We start from the raw sequence: 19,350 nt of genomic DNA, 5'->3' as shown, positions 1-19,350 counted from the left end.
GTCACACCCATCGGTTGCTGAACGGAGCGGCGGAGCCGCGGAGATGAAGCGACCAGCGCGACCGTCATGGACTTGCTGTGGTCGCTTCATCTTCGTTCGCTTCGCTCACTACGTTCAGCAACCGTGGGGTCACACCCATCGGTTGCTGAACGGAGCGGCGGAGCCGCGGAGATGAAGCGACCACCGCGACCCTCGTGGACTCGCTCTGGTCGCTTCCGCTTCGTTCAGCAAGCGGGGAGTTTCAACCGTCGTCAGTGGGCGACCGGGGCCGCGCCGCGGGTGGAGGGGACGAAGCGCCACGCGATGAACGCCGCTACCGCGGTCAGCACCGCGGCGATGCCGGTGGCCGACTGCATGGCCACCGTGAACGCCTCGCGTCCCGCCTCGAGCGCCACGTCGGCGCCGCCCGCGCGATGCGCCGCGTCCGCCAGCTGCGGCAGGGACTCCCCCGCCGCCGCGCGCACCGCGCCGGGCATCCCGTCCGGCAGCACGAGCGCGGCGCGGTAGATGGCGGTGTGGAGCGACCCGAGCACGGCGATGCCCAGCGCCACGCCGAGCTCGATCCCCATCTCCGAGATCGACGACGCCGCGCCCGCGCGCTCGCGCGGCACGGCGCCGACCACCGCGTCGGTCGCGACGGCGCCCGCGAGCCCCATCCCGATCCCGATCACGACGAGCGCGAGCGCCAGCCAGACATATCCCGGCAGTCCCTCGGCCGCCACGAGCGCGCCCAGGCCGACGGCCATGGCGAGCAGGCCCGCCGCCATCGCGTTGCCGCGCCCCCAGCGACCCACGAGGAACGCGACCACACCGACGACCGCCACGGCGCCGATCGCCATGGGCAGCTCGCCGATGCCGGCCTGCAGGGGCGAGAACCGCCGCACCAGCTGCAGGTACTGCGAGAAGAAGAACAGCAGCCCGGCCGCGGCGAAGATCGACACCACGTTGGCCGCGATCGCGCCGCTGAACGCCGGGTTGCGGAACAGCCCGACGTCGACGAGCGGGTGCGCGAGCCGCCGCTGCCGGCGCACGAACGCCCATCCGGCCGCGATGCCGACCGCGAAGCCCGCGAAGGTGAGCACACCGAGATCGCCCTTCGCGACGTGCTTGATCCCGTACACGACCGGCACGATCGCGAGGATCGACAGCGCCGCGGACCACAGGTCGATGGGGCCGGGGCGCGGGTTGCGCGACTCGGGCAGCAGGAACACGCCCAGGCCGACCACGAGGATCATGACCGGCACGTTGATGAGGAAGACCGATCCCCACCAGAAATGCTCCAGCAGCGCCCCGCCGATGAGGGGCCCGGCGGCCGAGCCGACGGTGAAGCCCACCGACCACACGGCGATCGCCTGTGTGCGCTGCCGGTCGTCGCGGAACATGTCGCGGATGATCGCGAGGGTCGACGGCATGATCGTCGCGCCCGCGACACCGAGCAGGGCGCGCGCCGCGATGAGCACGGCGGAGGAAGCGGCGAACGCGCCGAGCACCGACGCGAGCCCGAACGCCACGGCGCCGATCATGAGCAGGCGCTTGCGCCCCACGCGGTCGGCGACATTGCCCATCGTGACGAGCAGGCCCGCGATGGCGAACGAGTAGATGTCGCCGATCCAGAGGATCTCGACCGCCGTGGGCTGCAGGGCCTCGGTGAGGGCGGGCACCGCCAGCGCGAGCACCGTGGCGTCGACCGCCAGCAGGACGACGGCGAGGGTGAGCACGACGAGTGCCACCCACTCGCGGGCGCCCGCGCGCACGGTGACGATCGACGCGGTGTTCATGACGATTACTGTACCGTCCGGTCAGTATAGAAACTGGGCGGATCCTGGGCAGCACGCGGTAACGTGGCCTGCCAGCGAGTCCGGGCCGGAGGCGCCCGGAGGAGGGACCCGATGAGCCGCCCCAGCGCCAAGCAGGAGGTCGTGCAGGCCGCCCTGCGCCTGGCCGCCCAGGTGGGCACGCGCGCGCTCACCTTCGAGGCGGTCGCCGAGGCGGCGGGCAAGACGAAGGGCGGCGTGCTGTATCACTTCCCCTCGAAGGACGACCTGATCGAGGCGGTCATCGCGGAGCTCATCGAAGCGTGGGAGGCCGACGCGATGCGGCACCTGGGCGCACCGTTCGAGGAGGCCACGCGCGAGGAGCGGATCGTCGCGTTCCTGCTCGCCTCGGCCGAGTCGGGCACCGACCTCGACGCCACGGCGGACCTCATGGTCATGGTCGACGTCGCGCGCGACGAGCGGTACGTGCGACGCTGGCGCGAACTGCGGGATCGGTGGGTGGGCGACGTCGCCGAGCTGACGGTCCGCCAGCAGGTGGCGCTCGTCGCCGCCGACGGCATCTGGCTCGACGAGGCGACGCTGCAGGCGCCGTTCCCCGCGGAACGGCGGCGCGCGGTGCTCGACGAGCTCGCCCGCATGGTGCGCGAGGGCTGAGCCGTCCGCGCCCACCGGGACCGGTTCGGGCGGTGTCGGAGGGCCGACCTAGGGTGGAAGCATGACCTCTCGTTCCCTCCGCGTCGCCTCCGTCAACGTCAACGGCATCCGGGCGGCCGCCCGCAAGGGCATGGGCGCGTGGCTCGAGGAGGCCGCGCCCGACATCGTCACGCTGCAGGAGGTGCGCGGCGAGCTCGAGCACCTCGAGGACGCCCTGCCCGGCTGGCGCGTGATCGCCGACGCGTCGCTGCAGAAGGGCCGCGCGGGCGTGGCCATCGCCTCGCGCGAGGAGTGCGCGATCTCGCGCGTCGAGCTGGGCGATGACGGGCTGGAGTCGAACGGCCGCTGGATCGAGGCCGACTTCGAGGTCGGCGGCGAGACGCTCACCGTGGTCAGCGCCTACGTCTTCACCGGCGAGGCCGAGACGCCCGCCAAGCAGGACCCGAAGTGGGCGTTCCTCGACGCCATGGAGCGCCGCATGTCCGAGCTCGCGGCCGACGGCGCGCTCGCGCTCGTCACGGGCGATCTGAACGTCGGCCACCGCCCGCTCGACATCCGCAACTGGAAGGGCAACGTCAAGAAGGCCGGCTTCCTCGCACGCGAGCGGGCCTACTTCGACCGCATCCTCACCCCCGCCGGCGCTCCCGTCCTCGGTCAGGAGGGCGTGGGCCGCGGCATGGTCGGCGAGCTGAGCGACACCCGCGCCTTCAGCGCCGGCGCCACCGGCCTCGGCTGGGTCGACATCGGCCGCCGCTTCGCCGGCGAGGTCGACGGGCCCTACACATGGTGGTCGATGCGCGGCAAGGCGTTCGACAACGACTCGGGCTGGCGCATCGACTACCAGCTCGCCACCGCCGCGCTGGCCGAGCGCGCCACGGCGTACCGTGTGGACCGCGCGCCGTCCTACGACACCCGCTGGAGCGACCACTCCCCCGTCGTCGCGGACTACGCGATCGGCTGATCGGCGCCCCACGGCGCGAGAGGCCGAGGCGCCGCGCGGCGTAGGATCGAACGGTGACTCAGCAGCGCCTCTACTCCGGAATGCAGCCCTCGGCCGACTCGCTCCAGGCCGGCAACTACATCGGGGCCCTGCTGCAGTGGCGCGAGATGCAGAGCGAGTACGACGCGTTCTTCTCGGTCGTCGACCTGCACGCCATCACGGCCCCGCAGGACCCGGCGGTGCTGCGCGAGAAGACCCGCCGCACCGCGGCGCAGTACATCGCGGCCGGCATCGAGCCGTCGAAGTCGACGCTGTACGTGCAGTCGCACGTGCGCGCGCACGCGGAGCTGGCGTGGATCCTGTCGACGATCACGGGCTTCGGCGAGGCCGGCCGGATGACGCAGTTCAAGGACAAGTCGCAGAAGCAGGGCGCCGAGAACGCCAGCGTCGGCCTGTTCACGTACCCGATCCTCATGGCCGCCGACATCCTGCTCTACCGGACCGACGTCGTGCCGGTCGGCGACGACCAGAAGCAGCACGTCGAGCTCACGCGCGACCTGGCCGAGCGGTTCAACGCGCGCTACGGAACCACCTTCACGATCCCGAAGCCGGTCATCCAGAAGGAGACCGCGCGCATCTACGACCTGCAGAACCCCACGGCGAAGATGTCGAAGTCCGCCGAGTCGCACGCGGGCGTGCTGTGGCTGCTCGACGAGGTCGACGTGACGGCGAAGAAGATCATGCGCGCCGTGACCGACAACGACGGCGTCGTGCGGTTCGACCGCGAGGCGAAGCCGGGCGTGTCCAACCTGCTCACCATCTACGCGGCCCTCACCGGCCGGCCCGTCGCGTCGATCGAGGACGAGTACGCGGGCCGCGGGTACGGCGACTTCAAGAAGGGCCTGCGCGACGTGGTCGTGGCGGAGTTCGAGCCCGTGCGCGCCCGCGCGCTCGAGCTGCTCGACGACCCCGCCGAGCTCGACCGCGTGCTCGCCGCGAACGCCGCGAAGGCCGAGGCGGTGGCCGACGCCACGCTCGCCGACGTGTACGACAAGGTCGGCCTGCTGCCGCGCGCCCGGTGATGCCGGATCCCGTCGAGCTCGAGACCGCTCGCCTCGTCCTGTCCGCCCCGACGACCGACGACATCGACGCGATCTACGAGGCGTGCCAGGACCCCGACATCCAGCGCTACACGACCGTCCCCTCGCCCTATCAGCGCACCGACGCGGAGTCCTTCGTCCACCTCGTCGCGGCGTGGTGGTCCACCGGCGACGAGTGCACGTGGGCGATCCGCGCCGACGGCGTGCTCGTGGGCATGATCGCCCTGCACGGCGTGCGCGACGGCGCCGCCGAGATCGGCTACTGGATGGCCGCCCCGGCGCGCGGCCGCGGCTACCTCACGGAGGCCGCCCGCGCCGTGCTCGACTTCGCGTTCGGCCCCATGCGGCTGCAGCGCGTGGAGTGGCGCGCGGTCACCGACAACCCGGCCTCGGTCCGCATCGCCCAGAAGCTCGGCTTCCGCTACGAGGGCCTGCTGCGCCTGGGCCTCGGCCGCATCGGCTCCACGGGCGACCGTCGCGACGGCCACATCGCGGGCCTGCTCGCGACCGACCCGCGCACGCCCCAGCCCTGGCCGATCTGATTCAGCCGAGCGGCATCGACATCACCGTGCGGACGATCCACGGATGCGAGCGGTCGTCCTCGGTGTGCGTCATGCCGAGCTTCTCGGCCACGCGGCGCGACGCGGTGTTCTCGGGGTGGATGATGGCCGTGAGCACGCCGGTCGGGAACCGGCGCCTCGCCTCGCCCACGCACGCGCGGGCGGCCTCGGTCGCGTAGCCGCGGCCCTGCAGGCCGGCGCGCACGTGGTAGCCGACCTCGAGCACGCGCCGCCCGTTCACCTGCTGCCACGTGAGGCCGCAGTCGCCCACGAACTCGCCGGCGTGGGTCTCGACCGCCCACAGCCCGAAGCCGTGCTCGGCGTACCGCGCGCGGGACCGGGCGATCCACGCGGCCGCCTCGTCGCGCGTCTTCGGCGCCAGGTAGAACGCCATGACGGCCGGATCGCCCAGCAGGGCGGCCATGTCGTCGAGGTCCGACTCCTCGAGCTCCCGGAACCGCAGCCGCTCCGTCGCCTCCGGGCACCGGCGATCCACCATCCCGCCACGATATCCCGGCACCGCCCCGCGGATCCTCTCTGCCTCGCCTTCTGCACAACGAAGGAAGACCGCCGCTTCGCGGCGCCCAGGACGGGGTTTCCGTCGAGGATGGGCCGGCTCTTTCCTTCGTTGTGCAGTCCGGCGGTGAGAGCAGGAGCCGCAGCACGGGGCGGATGTGCCTCAGAACGGCGCAGCGAGCAGCCCCGCCACTGCTCGCCGTATGTCGCCGACATCGTCGAAGATCATCCGCGCGGTCGGCCTGACCGTGGCGAAGCCGCGCTCGGCGGCCGCCAGGTCTCGCGCCCTGTCGCGCTCCTGCGCTTCCCACCCCGAGTGATGCTCACGGCTGTCGCATTCGACGATGACCCGCCGCTCGACGACGAGGTCGGCGCGTCCGACTCCGTCGATCCACTGCTGCACCGCCACGTGCCAGCCCGCGCCTCTCAGCTCCAGCCGCGCGAGGGACTCCGGCCCGGACTCCGCCCGGCTGTCCACGAGCCTGCGCAGGACTCCGAAGTGTCCCGGCAGCGCCGCGAACACGTCGTCGAGATCCTCCGACGTCACGATCCCCTGATGAAGCGCGGAGTCGAGCGTCGCGATCATCGACCGCGGCGGCTGACACCGGCTGGCAAGAATCAGCGCCTCGACCGGGTCGACAACGAGGACGTCATCCGGCGCCTGCACCCGGCGCCAGTGGACCCGCACGCCGTGGCGATCCTTGAGACGTACCCGCCTCGACCGCGGCGAGCGCAGGTGCTTGCGATTCGCTTCGATCTGAACGTGCAGCTGCTCGTGCTCCTGGACGAACACTCCCATGACCCGCAGCGCCGAGAGGCAGTCGAGCCGACCGCCGACTCGCGCGGCCGACTTGAGGTCGTCGGCGGTGTCCCCCGCGAGGTACACGTTCCGCCGGGCACGGAACAGCCTGCCCGTCGCGAGCGCGTTCTCGATGTCGGTCCTCGTCATGCCGCCATCGCGGAGCTGCCGATAGCTCCACGCGACATCAGCCGGGTACCAGGACATGCCTCGACGATGCCCCGTCGCACCCCCTCGCATCCGCTTACCCACAACCTGCCCCGCGCTGCACCGCCATCCCTGTCCCTGTGGAGGGACGCAGAGCTGCACAACGAAGGACGTTCCCTCTGAAAGCCGCGGGTTCCGCGCCTCCACGGGTCGCGAGGCGCCGCGTTTCCTTCGTTGTGCAGGTGAGCGCGCACGGCGACCTCGACGCGCAACCGCCGCCCGCGCGTCGGAGGGTGGTGGCAGGATGGCCGCATGCCGGAGATGCCCGAGGTGGAGGGACTGGTGCGGTTCCTGCGGGAGCGCGCCGCCGGGCTCCGCGTCGCGAAGGCGCAGGTGGCGCAGATCGCCGCGCTGAAGACGTTCGACCCGCCGATCACCGCCCTCGTCGGTGCGACCGTGACCGGCGCCGAGCGGCACGGCAAGTTCGTCGACCTCGCGCTGGGCGACGGGCTGCACCTCGTCTTCCACCTCGCCAAGGCCGGCTGGCTGCGCTGGTCCGATCAGCTGCCGGCCACCGTCATCAAGCCGGGCCGCTCGCCCATCGCGCTGCGCGTCGGCTTCGACGACGGGTCGGGCTTCGACCTCACCGAGGCGGGCACGAAGAAGTCGCTCGCCGTGTACGTCGTGCGCCACCCGGCGGATGTGCCGGGCATCGCGCGCCTCGGGCCGGATCCGCTGGACGACGCGTTCACCGAGGAGGCCTTCGCCCGCACGCTCGCCGGCCGCCGCACGCAGATCAAGGGGCTGCTGCGCGACCAGTCCGTCATCGCGGGCGTCGGGAACGCGTACTCCGACGAGATCCTGCACGCCGCGCGCATGTCGCCGTACGCGATCGCCGCCACGCTCGGCGCCGACGACGTCTCGCGCCTCTACGCCGCGATGCGCACCGTGCTCACGGAGGCCGTCGCGGCGGCATCGGGCAAGCCGCCCGCCGAGCTCAAGGACGCCAAGCGCCGCGGCATGGCCGTGCACGCCCGCGCCGGGCAGGCGTGCCCCGTGTGCGGCGACACCGTGCGCTCGGTCTTCTTCGCCGATCGATCCCTGGAGTACTGCCCCACCTGCCAGACGGGCGGAAAGCCCCTGGCGGATCGGCGGCTCTCGCGGCTGCTGAAGTGACGGAATACGCCGCGGCCCCGCGCGTTGACTAGGCTGAGAGAGCACACGTGCTCCGGGGTCGGTGAGAATCCGAACCGGCGGTGACAGTCCGCGAACCGAGGGAGCGATCCCGAGGCCGATCCGGTGGAATTCCGGGACCGACGGTGATGCAGGCGCAGCCTGCGAGTCCGGATGAGAGGAAGCACGCGGCGAGCGCGACCGAGTCGCGCGACGCCGTTCGACGACCCCGGGCGCCCAGGACCGGAGGATCGGATGGCATTCAGCGAGGCGGAGCGGCGCGCGATGGCGCGCGCGCTCGAGCTGGCCACCCGCGGCCCCCGCAGCCGCAACCCGCAGGTCGGCGCGGTCATCCTCTCCCCCGCCGGCGAGCCGCTCGCCGAGGGCTGGCACCGCGGCGCCGGCACCGCCCACGCCGAGGTCGACGCGCTCTCGCACCTGCCCGAGGGCGCGGCCCGCGGCGCCACCGCCGTCGTGACCCTCGAGCCCTGCAACCACACCGGGCTCACCGGCCCGTGCGCCGAGGCGCTCATCGCGGCGGGCGTGGCGCGCGTCGTCTACGCCGTCGTCGATCCGGGCGCCGTCTCGGGCGGCGGCGCCGAGCGCCTGCGCGCCGCGGGCATCGACGCCGAGGGCGGCCTGCTGGCCGACGAGGCCGGCGCGCTCCTGGCCCCCTGGATCGCCGCGTTGCGCCTCGGGCGCCCCCACGTCACGGTGAAGTGGGCGCAGAGCCTCGACGGCCGCGCCGCGGCGGCCGACGGCACGAGCCAGTGGATCACCGGCCCCGAGGCCCGCGCCGACGTGCACCGCCGCCGCGCCGAGGCCGACGCGATCGTCGTGGGCACCGGCACGCTGCTCGCCGACGACCCCCAGCTCACCGCGCGCATCGACGGCGCGCTCGCCCCGCACCAGCCGGTGCCCGTCGTGATCGGCTCCCGCCCGATCCCGCCGGACGCCGCCGTGCGCCGCCACCCCGCCATCGCGCCGGGCGGCGAGCCGCTCGCGTACGCCACGCACGATCTGGCCGCCGTCCTCGCCGATCTGTGCGAGCGCGGCCTGCACCGCGTCTTCGTCGAGGGCGGGCCGACGCTCGCCAGCGCGTTCCTGCGCGCCGGCCTGGCCGACCGGGTGCTCGTGTACGTGGCGCCGGTGCTGCTGGGCGGCCCGCGCACGGCGCTCGACGATATCGGCGTGGCGACGATCGGCGGCGCCCGCCGCCTCGTCGTCGACCGCACGGTGCCGCTCGGCGCCGACGTCCTGTACGAAGCCCGCCTGCACGAGGGAGACAGCTGATGTTCACCGGGATCATCGAGGAGATCGGCGAGATCGCCGCCATCGAGCCGTCGGGCGACGGCGTGCGCCTGAGCGTCATCGCGCCGCGGGCCGTCGAGGGCGTGCGTCACGGCGACTCGATCGCCGTGAGCGGCGTGTGCCTCACCGTGGTGGCGTGGGACGCGCGCGGTTTCACGGCCGACGTCATGCGGCAGACGCTCGACATGTCGACGCTGGGCCTGCTCGCCCCCGGGTCGCGGGTCAACATCGAGCGCGCGACGGCGGCGGGCGGGCGCCTCGGCGGCCACATCGTGCAGGGCCACATCGACGGCACGGGCACCGTCGCCGAGGTGCGCCCCGGCGCGCAGTGGCGCGTGATCCGCGTCGGGATGCCCGCCCACTTCGCGCCGCTCGTCGTCGACAAGGGCTCGATCGCCGTCGACGGCACCTCGCTCACGGTGAGCGCCGTGAGCCCGGCGGGCGCCGCCGCGCCGTGGTTCGAGGTGTCGCTCATCCCCGAGACGCTGCAGGCCACGACGCTCGGCGCGCTCGCCCCCGGCCACGCCGTGAACCTGGAGACCGACATCCTCGCGCGCCACGTGCAGCGCCTGATGGCCTTCCGCGCCGCGCCCGCGCCGGCACCCGACCCGACCGGGCGTCGCCCCGACAGCGCCTTCAGCACGACCGACGTGCCGCCGGCCGACTATTCGATCCTCTCCGCACCCTTCGAAGGAGGCTCCCGATGAGCCTGACCACCCCCCTGCCCCTGGCCACGATCGACGAGGCGCTCGACGCCCTGCGCGCCGGCCGCCCCGTGATCGTCGCCGACGACGCGGATCGCGAGAACGAGGGCGACGTCATCCTCTCGGCGCAGCTGGCCACGCCGGAGTGGATCGCGTGGACGGTGCGCTACACCTCCGGCTACCTGTGCGCCCCGATGCCGCAGGACTGGGCCGACCGGCTCGACCTTCCTCCCATGGTCACGAACAACGAGGACGCGCGCGGCACGGCGTACACCGTGAGCGTGGACGCCGCCTCGGGCGTGACGACCGGCATCAGCGCCGCCGACCGCGCCCGCACGCTCAACGTGCTGGCCGATCCCGACGCCGCCCCCACCGACGTCATCCGCCCCGGGCACATCCTGCCGCTGCGTGCGGTGCCGGGCGGCGTGCGCCAGCGCGGCGGCCACACCGAGGCGGCCGTCGAACTCATGCGGCTCGCAGGGCTGCAGCCCGTCGGTGTGATCGCCGAGGTCGTCGCCGAGGACGGCAGCATGATGCGCCTGCCCGGCCTCGTGGAGATGGGCGCACGCGAGGGCATCCCCGTCATCACGATCGAGCAGCTCGTCGCCCACCTCGACGACGTCGACCCGCGCGACGGCGCCGAGGCGCCCGTCGTCCGCCGCGCCGTGAGCCTGCGCGCCGACGCCCTCGTGCCCACCTCGCACGGCACGTTCCGGTTCCTCGCGTACAAGGACCGTCTCACGGGCACGGATCACCTGGCCATCGTCTCGGGCGACCTCGCGACCAACCCGACGCCCCTCGTCCGCGTGCACTCGGAGTGCCTCACGGGCGAGGCGTTCGGATCGCTCAAGTGCGAGTGCGGCCCGCAGCTCGACGCCGCCCTCGACGCCATCGAGCAGGACGGCGGCGTCGTCATCTACATGCGCGGCCACGAGGGCCGCGGCATCGGGCTCATCAACAAGCTCCGCGCGTACGCGCTGCAGGAGGAGGGCCTCGACACCGTCGACGCCAACACGGCGCTGGGCCTGCCGGCCGACGCCCGCGACTACGCCGCCGCGGCGGGCATCCTCGGCGACCTCGGCGTCGCGCGCATCCGGCTGCTCACCAACAACACCGACAAGGTGCGTCAGCTGCGCGGCTTCGGCCTCGACGTGGTCGAGCAGGTGCCGCTCATCGTGGGCGTCGGCCCGAACAACCACCAGTACCTCGAGACCAAGCGCGACCGCATGGGCCACATCATCGGCGAGGCGGAGCTGGCCGCCGCGGTCGCGCAGATGCAGGCGGACGAGAGCGCCGTCCAGACGGGAGAGACGAAGTGAGCGGAAAGGGCGCACCCGAGCGGGAGCGGATCGACGGGGAGGGCCTGGACGTCGTCATCGTCGCGGGCACCTGGCACGAGGAGATCTCGGAGGGGCTGATCGCGGGCGCGCGGCGCACGCTCGACGCGGCGGGCGCGAGCCACCGGCTCGTGCGCGTGGCGGGATCGTTCGAGCTGCCGGTCGTCGCGAAGGCGGCGCTCGAGGCGGGCGCGGACGCCGTCGTGGCGCTCGGCGTGATCATCCGCGGCGGCACGCCGCACTTCGAGTTCGTCTCGTCGGCCGCCACCGACGGGCTCACGCGCGTGGCGCTCGACACCGGCAAGCCCGTGGGCTTCGGCGTGCTCACGCTGGACGACGAGCAGCAGGGACTGGATCGGGCCGGCCTGCCGGGCTCGAAGGAGGACAAGGGCGCCGAGGCCGCCGACGCGGCCCTGCGCACGGCCCTCACCCTCCGCACCCTGCGCGGCTGACCGGGTCGGGCTCGACGGCGAGGGGTTTCTCTACATAGGGTAGAAGTCATGGAGATCCTGCGGAACGTCGTCCTGCTCGTCCACCTCGTCGGCTTTGCGATCCTGTTCGGCGCCTGGGTCGTCGAGGCGGCCTCGCGGCGCTACCAGGCCACGCGCCTCATGGACCTCGGTGTGCTCGTCGCCGGCGTCGCCGGGCTCGCGCTCGCGGCGCCGTGGGGGCTCGACCACGACCTCAACTACGTGAAGATCGGCATCAAGCTCGTCGTGCTCGTCGTCATCGGCGCGCTCGTGGGCATCAGCACGAGCCGCGCGAAGAAGGGCCGCCCGCTGCCGTCGTGGGTGTTCTGGCTGATCGGCGGCCTCACGCTGCTGAACGCCGGGCTCGCCCTCATCTGGCGCTGACGGCGCGTCGCGCACTCCGCCGCGCGACACCCGCTCAGCGAGAGCATTTCGCATCGCGCCGACACCCCCGTTGATCATTGTGATCGATGGGGGTGTCTGCATTCGCGGTTCCGACGCGGCCGGAGCGCGCCGTGACGTGCGCCGGTGCGCAGAATGCTCACTCACGCGCGTAGAATCGTCGTTTGTGCCCCGCTCATCCGCGGCGCACCCGACGAGCCGGCGGGCCACCGCACGACCCCGCGGAGACCCGGCCGGCACCCCGAGCACGCGGCGCGCCGCGCATCCCCGCCGCGCACCGCGAAGCGTCCTCCCGCTCTGTTCCAGAAGGCACCATGACGTCCACAGCACCCACCGATCCGAAGCCGGCCAACTCACGCGGACGCGTGATCACGGCCAGCCTCGTCGGCACCACGATCGAGTTCTACGACTTCTACGCGTACGCCACGGCGGCCGTGCTCGTGTTCCCGATCCTCTTCTTCCCCAGCGGCAACCCGACCACGGCGCTCCTGCTGTCGTTCGCGACCTACGGGGCCGCCATGGTCGCCCGGCCGATCGGCGCGGTCGTCTTCGGCCACTTCGGCGACCGCATCGGGCGCAAGGGCACCCTCGTCGCCTCGCTGCTGACGATGGGCATCGCGACGTTCCTCATCGGCTGCCTGCCCACCCACAACGAGATCGGCGCGTGGGCGGCCTTCCTGCTGCTGATCTGCCGGCTCGCCCAGGGCTTCGCGCTCGGCGGCGAGTGGTCGGGCGCGGCCCTCGTCGCCACGGAGAACGCCCCCAAGGGCAAGCGCGCGCTGTACGGCACGTTCCCGCAGCTGGGCGCGCCCATCGGCTTCATCATCGCCAACTCGATCTTCCTGCTCATCAGCTTCGCGATGCCCGGCGAGGACGGCGGCGCGAGCGAGGCGTTCCTCAGCTGGGGCTGGCGCATCCCGTTCCTGTTCTCGGCCGTCATGGTCATCGTCGGCCTGTGGGTGCGGCTGAAGCTCGTGGAGTCGGACGCGTTCACGAAGGCCGCGGCGAAGGGCCAGATCCAGAAGGCGCCGATCGGCTACGTGTTCCGCCGGCACTGGCGGCAGCTGATCCTCGGCACCTTCTTCATGCTCGCGACCTACGTGCTCTTCTACCTGATGACGACGTTCACGCTGTCGTACGGCACGCGCGCGCAGACGCTGCCGGAGGGCGCCGACCCCGAGACGTTCGTCCCGGGCCTCGGCTTCACGTACACGCACTTCGTGCTCATGCAGATCATCGGCGTCATCTTCTTCGGCATCTGCACCCTCGCGTCCGGCCCGCTGGCCGACGCGATCGGCCGCCGCAAGCTGCTCATCTGGGTGACGTCGTTCATCATCGGGCTCGGCCTGCTGTTCCCGGTGTTCCTGCTGCCGAAGGGCGATCCGCTCTTCACGGGCGCGCTCACGCAGGCGTTCCTCGTGTTCGGCTTCCTGCTCATGGGCATGACCTTCGGGCCGATGGGCGCCCTGCTGCCCGAGCTGTTCCCGACCAACGTGCGGTACACCGGATCGGCGGTGGCCTACAACGTGTCGTCGATCCTCGGCGCCGCGCTCGCGCCGATCGTGGCGCTGTGGCTGTGGAGCGTCGGCGACGGCAACCCGTGGCTGGTCGGCGTCTACCTGTCGGCCTCGGGCGTGCTGACGCTCATCGCGCTCATCCTCGGCAAGGAGACCAAGGACGTCGACATCGACGGCGACGGCGTGACCGACGAGGGCGACGAGGGCGCGCGGCTCGCCGCCAAGGAAGCCGCGATGCTCTGATCCGCCCACGTTTCGCGAGCACCCCCTGCCTCTGGACAGGGGGTGCTCGTCGTCTCCCGCCTCGCCGACTGGCCCCGCGTCTCGGGCGCGTAACGCGAGGTTTCGGGCGTGTGTCGAAAGTGACGCGGAGGGCCTTGGCATGCCCGGGCATGTGGGAGGATCGCTCACACGCGCGCCGTTCCCGCGGCGCGCTGACCCGCAACCCGCCGCGGGTCGCAGCAAGACACAGCCGTCCTGACAAGAAAGCGGACACCGCATGACACTCCCCCACAAGGCGCGCACGCGCGCCGTAGCCGTCGCCCTCCCGACCGTGGCCGTGCTCGCCCTCGCGGGCTGCGCCGGCGGAGCGACCGACGGCGGCGGCGCGGGCGACAACGTGATCCTCGTCGGCACCACCGACTCTGTCACCCACCTCGACCCCGCCGGCTCGTACGACAACGGATCGCTCACGCTGCAGACGCAGGTGTTCCCCTACCTCGTCAACACGGCCGAGAACAGCACGGACGTCGCGCCCGACCTCGCCGAGACCGCCGAGTTCACCGGCCCCACCGAGTACACGGTGACGCTGCCCGAGGGCCTGCAGTGGGCCAACGGCAACGACCTCACCTCGAGCGACGTGAAGTTCACGTTCGACCGCCAGCTCGCCATCGCCGACCCGAACGGGCCGTCGTCGCTGCTGTTCAACCTCGACTCGGTCGAGGCGCCCGACGAGACGACCGTCGTGTTCCACCTCAAGAGCGAGAACGACCAGACCTTCCCCATGGTCCTCACGTCGTTCCCCGGCGCGATCGTCGACGAGGAGACGTTCGCCGCCGACGCCGTCACCTCGGACGAGGACATCGTGGAGGCCAACGCCTTCGGCGGCCCGTACGCGATCGCCGACTACACGTTCAACGAGCTCGTCGAGCTGACCCCGAACGAGAACTACCAGGGTCTGCACGAGCCCGCCGCGAACGAAGGCGTCATCATCAACTACTACGCCGAGTCGTCGAACCTGAAGCTCGCCGTGCAGGAGGGCGAGGTCGACGTGGCCTACCGCAGCCTGTCGGCCAGCGACGTCGCCGACCTCTCGGGCGACGACAGCCTCACGGTCCACGAGGGCCCCGGCGGCGAGATCCGCTACATCGTGTTCAACTTCAACACGCAGCCCTACGGCGCCGCGACCGACGAGGCCGACCCGGCCATGGCGCTCGCCGTGCGCCAGGCGGTCGCGTCGCTGATCGACCGCGAGGCCCTCAGCGAGGACGTCTACGACGGCACCTACACCCCGCTGTACTCGTACGTGCCGCAGGGCTTCGCCGGCGCGGCCGAGCCGCTGAAGGAGCTGTACGGCGACGGCGAGGGCGGCCCCTCGGCCGAGGCGGCGGCCCAGTTCCTGGCCGACGCGGGCGTCGAGACGCCCGTGCCGCTGGCGCTGCAGTACAGCCCCGACCACTACGGCCCGAGCTCGGCCGACGAGTACGCGCTCATCGAGCAGCAGCTCGAGGCCGACGGCCTGTTCGACGTGACGCTGGCCGGCACGGAGTGGACGCAGTACTCGGACGACCGCGTCAACGACGTCTACCCCGCGTACCAGCTGGGCTGGTTCCCGGACTACTCCGACGCCGACAACTACCTGACGCCGTTCTTCCTGCAGGAGAACTTCCTCGTCAACCACTACGACGACCAGGAGGTCAACGACCTCATCCTGCAGCAGGCGTCGACGCCGGACGCGGCCGAGCGCGAGGCGCTGATCGAGCAGATCCAGCAGCTCGTGGCCGAGGACCTCTCGACGGTGCCCTACCTGCAGGGCGCCCAGGTCGCGGTGAGCGCGGCGGACGTCGACGGCATCGTCCTCGACGCCTCGTTCAAGCTCCGCATGGCCTCGATCACCCGCTGATCCACGCTCACGAGGGGGCGGTCCCGGTACGGGACCGCCCCCTCCCCACGACTAGGATTCCCCCGTGGCAGACACCGCAACGGCTCCGCCCGAGGCCGTTCCCGCCGCCGCCCGCAAGGGCGCGCGCGGCGGGGCGACGCTCTGGCGATACGTCCTCATCCGCTTCCTGCTGATCTTCCCGACGATCTTCATCCTCGTCACGACGGTCTTCCTCATGATGCGGGTGACGGGCGATCCGATCACGGCCGCGCTGGGCGGTCAGCTCACGCCGGCCCAGCTCGCGGAGCGCATCGAGGCCGCCGGCTACAACCGGCCGCTCATCATCCAGTACCTCGAGTACCTGGGCCAGATCTTCCGCGGCGACTTCGGCACGACGCTCGACGGCCAGCCCGTCGTGGGCGTGCTGCTGCGCTACGGCGGCGCGACGCTCGAGCTGGCCTTCTACGCCCTCATCGTCGCCTTCGTCGTCGGCATCCCGCTCGGCATGCTCGCCGCGGCCCTGCGCGACCGCTGGGGCGACGCCGTGCTGCGCGTGTTCGCCATCCTCTGCTACGCCACCCCCGTCTTCTTCGCCGGCCTCATCCTGAAGCTCGTCTTCTCGGTGTGGCTGGGCGTGCTGCCCTCGTCGGGCCGCGCCTCGCCGCGCATCGAGCTGCAGCTGAACCGCCTGGAGGGATCGACCGGGATCTTCACGATCGACGCGATCCGCACGGGCAACCCCGCGATCATCGGCGACGTGCTGCAGCACGCGATCCTGCCGGGCATCGCGCTGGGCCTGCTCACCGCCGGCGTGTTCCTGCGCCTCGTGCGCACCAACGTCATCGGCACCCTGGCGATGCCCTACGTCGACGCCGCGCGCTCGCGCGGCATCAGCGAGTACCGCCTCGTGCGCAAGCACGCCTACAAGCCCGCGCTCATCCCGATCATCACGGTCATCGGCCTGCAGATCGCCATGCTGCTGGGCGGCGCGGTGCTCACCGAGACCACCTTCGAGTGGATGGGCCTGGGCTACCAGCTCAGCGAGTACCTGAAGGCGCGCGACTACGTGGCCGTGCAGGGCATCGTGGCGCTGCTGGCCGTCATCGTGGCCCTGACCAACTTCATCGTCGACATCATCGCGGCGTTCATCGACCCGAGGGTGAGGTACTGACGTGCCGAAGACAGCAAGCCGGCGCCGTCCGCCCCTGTGGACGCGGCTGCCGATCGTCCACCAGTTCCGCCAGTCCGTCGGGCTGCAGCGCGGCATGCTCACCGCGGGCCTCGTCATCTGCGCGGTGTTCCTGCTGACGGCGATCTTCGCTCCGCTCATCGCGCCCTACGAGTTCAACCAGCTCCGCGACGCGGCCGGCGAGACCTTCCGACCCCGCCAGGCGCCCAGCGCCGAGCACATCTGGGGCACGACGATCGCGGGCTACGACGTGTTCTCGCGCGTGCTGTGGGGCGCCCGCACGGCGCTGCTCGTGATCGTCATCTCGGTGCTCATGTCGATGCTGCTGGGCGTGCTGCTCGGCCTCGTCTCCGGCTACATCGGCGGCTGGGTCGACCGCGTGCTCGTGGTGATCGCCGACGCCGTGTACGCCTTCCCCTCGCTGCTGCTGGCCATCGTGAGCGCGATCATCATCTCGGGCGGCCGGTCGGATCTGTGGGGCGGCATCTTCGCCACCGCCATCTCGATCACCGTGGTGTTCATCCCGCAGTACTTCCGCGTGATCCGCGCCGAGACGGTGCGCATCAAGTCGGAGGCGTTCGTCGAGGCCGCCCAGGTGATGGGCGCGTCGACGTGGCGCGTGATGTCGCGGCACGTGTTCCGCAACGCCACCCGCACGCTGCCGCTCGTGTTCACGCTGAACGCGTCCGAGGCGATCCTCACGCTCGCCGGCCTCGGCTTCCTCGGCTTCGGCATCGAGCCGAGCGCCGCCGCCGAGTGGGGCTACGACCTCAACCGCGCGATCGAGGATGTCACCGCCGGCCGCTGGTGGACCGCCGTGTTCCCCGGCGTCGCGATCGTGCTCGTCGTGATGGGCATCACGCTCGTCGGCGAGTCGCTCAACGACCTCGCCGATCCGCGCCTGCGCACCCGCCGGCGCGCCGCCGCGGCCACCCCGGCCGACGCCGTCGCCGCCACCACCCCCGTCGCCCGCAACGAGATCGGTGAGGCCGAATGACCGACGCAGCCCCCGCGGTGCAGATCCGCGATCTGACCATCACCTTCGCCACCGACGGCGGCGACGTGCCCGCCGTCAAGGGCATCTCGCTCGACGTGAATCCCGGCGAGGTGCTCGCGATCGTCGGCGAGTCCGGATCGGGCAAGACCGTCACGGCCCGCTCGATCCTCGGCCTGCTGCCCGAGACGGCACGCCTGGGCGGCGCCGTCGTCCTGAACGGCACCGACGTGGTCGGCCTCTCGCCCGAGCGGATGCGCGCGCTGCGCGGTCCCGACGCGGCGATGATCTTCCAGGAGCCCATGACGGCGCTCAACCCGGTCTACCCCGTGGGCTGGCAGATCGCCGAGGGCCTGCGCGCGCACGGCGAGGTGTCGAAGAAGGAGGCCCGCCGCCGCGCGATCGACATCCTCGGCCGCGTGGGCATCCCGGATCCCGAGACCCGCGTGGACCACTACCCGCACCAGTTCTCGGGCGGGCAGAAGCAGCGCATCGTCATCGCGCAGGCGCTCGCGCTGAACCCGTCGGTGATCATCGCCGACGAGCCGACGACGGCGCTCGACGTGACGGTGCAGGCCGAGATCCTCGACCTGCTGCGCCGCGCGCGCACGGAGTTCGGCACCGCCATCGTGCTCATCACCCACAACATGGGCGTGGTGGCCGACCTCGCCGACCGCGTGGCCGTGATGTACCGCGGCAACATCGTCGAGACGGCGCCCGTGCGCGAGCTGTTCGCCGCCCCGCAGCACGAGTACACGCAGCGCCTGCTCGCCGCCGTGCCGCGCCTGGAGGTGGCCGACCGCGCGTACGACGGCGACCCCGAGGCGGCGCCGGTCGTCGAGGCGAAGGGGCTCGAGATCGAGTACCCCGGCCGCTTCGGGCAGAAGCCGTTCCGGGCCGTCAAGGGCGTCGACTTCACGATCCGCCCCGGCGAGGTGCTGGGCCTCGTGGGCGAATCGGGATCGGGCAAGACGACCATCGGCCGCGCCATGGCGGGCCTCGCGCCCGTGACCGGCGGCTCGCTGCGCGTGCTCGGCACCGAGATGAACGGCATGCGCGAGCGGCAGTTCCGCCGGTCGCGCCGCGAGCTCGGCTTCGTGTTCCAGGACCCGGCCTCGAGCTTCAACCCGATGCTCACGGTCGCCGACGCCATCGCCGAGCCGCTCGTCGTGCACGGCGAGGCCGGCTCGCCCGCCGACGCGCGCGACCGCGTGGACGAGCTGCTCGAGGCCGTGCAGCTGCCCAAGGAGTTCGGGGATCGCTTCCCGCACGAGCTGTCGGGCGGCCAGCGCCAGCGCGCGAGCCTCGCGCGCTCCCTCGCGCTCAACCCGCAGCTGCTCATCGCCGACGAGCCGACCTCGGCGCTCGACGTGTCGGTGCAGGCGCGCGTGCTCGAGCTGTTCCAGGAGCTGCAGGAGCGGTTCGGCTTCGCGTGCCTGTTCATCACGCACGACCTCGCCGTCGTCGACCTGCTCGCGCACCGCGTGGCGGTGCTGCACCACGGCGAGATCGCCGAGCAGGGCCCGACGGCGCAGGTGCTCGGCGCCTCGAAGGACGACTACACCCGCCGCCTGATCGCCTCGCTGCCCGTTCCGGATCCCGTGGAGCAGGCCGCGCGCCGCGCGTCGCTGGCCTGATCCGGTCCCTTCATCTCCGCGGCT

18 protein-coding genes and 1 riboswitch are annotated in these 19,350 nt (G+C 72.1%); of the genes, 15 read left to right on the top strand and 3 right to left on the bottom strand.

Annotated elements, in window-relative coordinates; genetic code table 11:
- Positions 1-251: 251 nt before the first annotated feature.
- Positions 252-1,778 carry an MFS transporter gene (locus tag ACODR5_RS04330; RefSeq protein ID WP_488982846.1) on the bottom strand — a complete coding sequence of 509 codons (1,527 nt, stop codon included), beginning with the start codon at positions 1,776-1,778 and terminating at the stop codon, positions 252-254.
- Between the two features lie 111 nt (positions 1,779-1,889).
- On the opposite strand from ACODR5_RS04330, the gene ACODR5_RS04325 reads away from it, so the two are divergent.
- The 4 genes from ACODR5_RS04325 to ACODR5_RS04310 all read left to right on the top strand — a co-directional run bounded on the left by ACODR5_RS04325 (position 1,890) and on the right by ACODR5_RS04310 (position 5,011).
- Positions 1,890-2,429 carry a TetR/AcrR family transcriptional regulator gene (locus tag ACODR5_RS04325; RefSeq protein WP_488982845.1) on the top strand — a complete coding sequence of 180 codons (540 nt, stop codon included), beginning with the start codon at positions 1,890-1,892 and terminating at the stop codon, positions 2,427-2,429.
- 61 nt (positions 2,430-2,490) lie between these two features.
- Entirely contained in the window at positions 2,491-3,390 is a 900-nt protein-coding gene (locus ACODR5_RS04320; RefSeq protein WP_488982844.1) for an exodeoxyribonuclease III, read from the top strand.
- A gap of 53 nt (positions 3,391-3,443) precedes the next feature.
- Positions 3,444-4,451, top strand: coding sequence for a tryptophan--tRNA ligase (gene trpS / locus ACODR5_RS04315; RefSeq protein ID WP_449854334.1), 1,008 nt, complete (start codon positions 3,444-3,446; stop codon positions 4,449-4,451).
- Positions 4,451-5,011, top strand: a complete 561-nt coding sequence (locus tag ACODR5_RS04310; protein ID WP_460817435.1) for a GNAT family N-acetyltransferase — start codon at positions 4,451-4,453, stop codon at positions 5,009-5,011. Before trpS ends, ACODR5_RS04310 begins: the two co-directional genes overlap by 1 nt.
- A 1-nt stretch (position 5,012) precedes the next feature.
- Here ACODR5_RS04310 and ACODR5_RS04305 read toward each other — a convergent pair whose 3' ends face one another.
- Both ACODR5_RS04305 and ACODR5_RS04300 read right to left on the bottom strand, forming a co-directional pair.
- Positions 5,013-5,528, bottom strand: a complete 516-nt coding sequence (locus ACODR5_RS04305; RefSeq protein WP_460817436.1) for a GNAT family N-acetyltransferase — start codon at positions 5,526-5,528, stop codon at positions 5,013-5,015.
- Between the two features lie 180 nt (positions 5,529-5,708).
- Entirely contained in the window at positions 5,709-6,431 is a 723-nt protein-coding gene (locus tag ACODR5_RS04300; protein WP_488982843.1) for an endonuclease domain-containing protein, read from the bottom strand.
- 372 nt (positions 6,432-6,803) lie between these two features.
- Here ACODR5_RS04300 and ACODR5_RS04295 point away from each other — a divergent pair, with 372 nt between their 5' ends.
- From ACODR5_RS04295 to ACODR5_RS04245, 11 genes are all read left to right on the top strand, one after another.
- Positions 6,804-7,667 carry an Fpg/Nei family DNA glycosylase gene (locus tag ACODR5_RS04295; RefSeq protein ID WP_488982842.1) on the top strand — a complete coding sequence of 288 codons (864 nt, stop codon included), beginning with the start codon at positions 6,804-6,806 and terminating at the stop codon, positions 7,665-7,667.
- 45 nt (positions 7,668-7,712) lie between these two features.
- A riboswitch (FMN riboswitch) is annotated at positions 7,713-7,854 on the top strand.
- A 65-nt stretch (positions 7,855-7,919) separates the two neighbouring features.
- A complete protein-coding gene (gene ribD, locus ACODR5_RS04290; RefSeq protein WP_488982841.1) occupies positions 7,920-8,957 on the top strand; it encodes a bifunctional diaminohydroxyphosphoribosylaminopyrimidine deaminase/5-amino-6-(5-phosphoribosylamino)uracil reductase RibD in 1,038 nt (345 codons plus the stop codon).
- The gene (locus ACODR5_RS04285; RefSeq protein ID WP_488982840.1) at positions 8,957-9,682 is read left to right on the top strand and encodes a riboflavin synthase; all 726 of its coding nucleotides are present in this window, start codon (positions 8,957-8,959) and stop codon (positions 9,680-9,682) included. The genes ribD and ACODR5_RS04285 overlap by 1 nt, the downstream gene beginning before the upstream one ends.
- A gap of 14 nt (positions 9,683-9,696) precedes the next feature.
- Entirely contained in the window at positions 9,697-10,998 is a 1,302-nt protein-coding gene (gene ribA / locus ACODR5_RS04280) for a GTP cyclohydrolase II (protein ID WP_488982849.1), read from the top strand.
- Positions 10,995-11,468, top strand: a complete 474-nt coding sequence (gene ribH, locus ACODR5_RS04275) for a 6,7-dimethyl-8-ribityllumazine synthase (protein WP_449854341.1) — start codon at positions 10,995-10,997, stop codon at positions 11,466-11,468. Before ribA ends, ribH begins: the two co-directional genes overlap by 4 nt.
- A 48-nt stretch (positions 11,469-11,516) precedes the next feature.
- Positions 11,517-11,870: a Fe-S protein gene (locus ACODR5_RS04270; protein WP_488982839.1), complete on the top strand. Its 354-nt coding sequence runs from the start codon at positions 11,517-11,519 to the stop codon at positions 11,868-11,870.
- Between the two features lie 332 nt (positions 11,871-12,202).
- Positions 12,203-13,648 (top strand): MFS transporter, encoded by a 1,446-nt coding sequence (locus ACODR5_RS04265; protein ID WP_488982838.1) that lies wholly within the window; start codon positions 12,203-12,205, stop codon positions 13,646-13,648.
- Positions 13,649-13,904: 256 nt separating this feature from the next.
- Positions 13,905-15,527, top strand: a complete 1,623-nt coding sequence (locus ACODR5_RS04260) for an ABC transporter substrate-binding protein (protein ID WP_488982837.1) — start codon at positions 13,905-13,907, stop codon at positions 15,525-15,527.
- A 64-nt stretch (positions 15,528-15,591) separates the two neighbouring features.
- Entirely contained in the window at positions 15,592-16,677 is a 1,086-nt protein-coding gene (locus ACODR5_RS04255; RefSeq protein ID WP_488982836.1) for an ABC transporter permease, read from the top strand.
- Position 16,678: 1 nt separating this feature from the next.
- Positions 16,679-17,692: an ABC transporter permease gene (locus tag ACODR5_RS04250; protein WP_488982835.1), complete on the top strand. Its 1,014-nt coding sequence runs from the start codon at positions 16,679-16,681 to the stop codon at positions 17,690-17,692.
- Complete coding sequence (locus ACODR5_RS04245) at positions 17,689-19,326, top strand: ABC transporter ATP-binding protein (protein ID WP_488982834.1); 1,638 nt, start codon at positions 17,689-17,691, stop codon at positions 19,324-19,326. Before ACODR5_RS04250 ends, ACODR5_RS04245 begins: the two co-directional genes overlap by 4 nt.
- Positions 19,327-19,350 lie beyond the last annotated feature (24 nt).

Source organism: Microbacterium sp. FG3 (assembly GCF_057809335.1).
The sequence above is the reverse complement of the archived record's forward strand: the minus strand, read 5'-3'. Positions and strand labels throughout refer to the sequence as shown.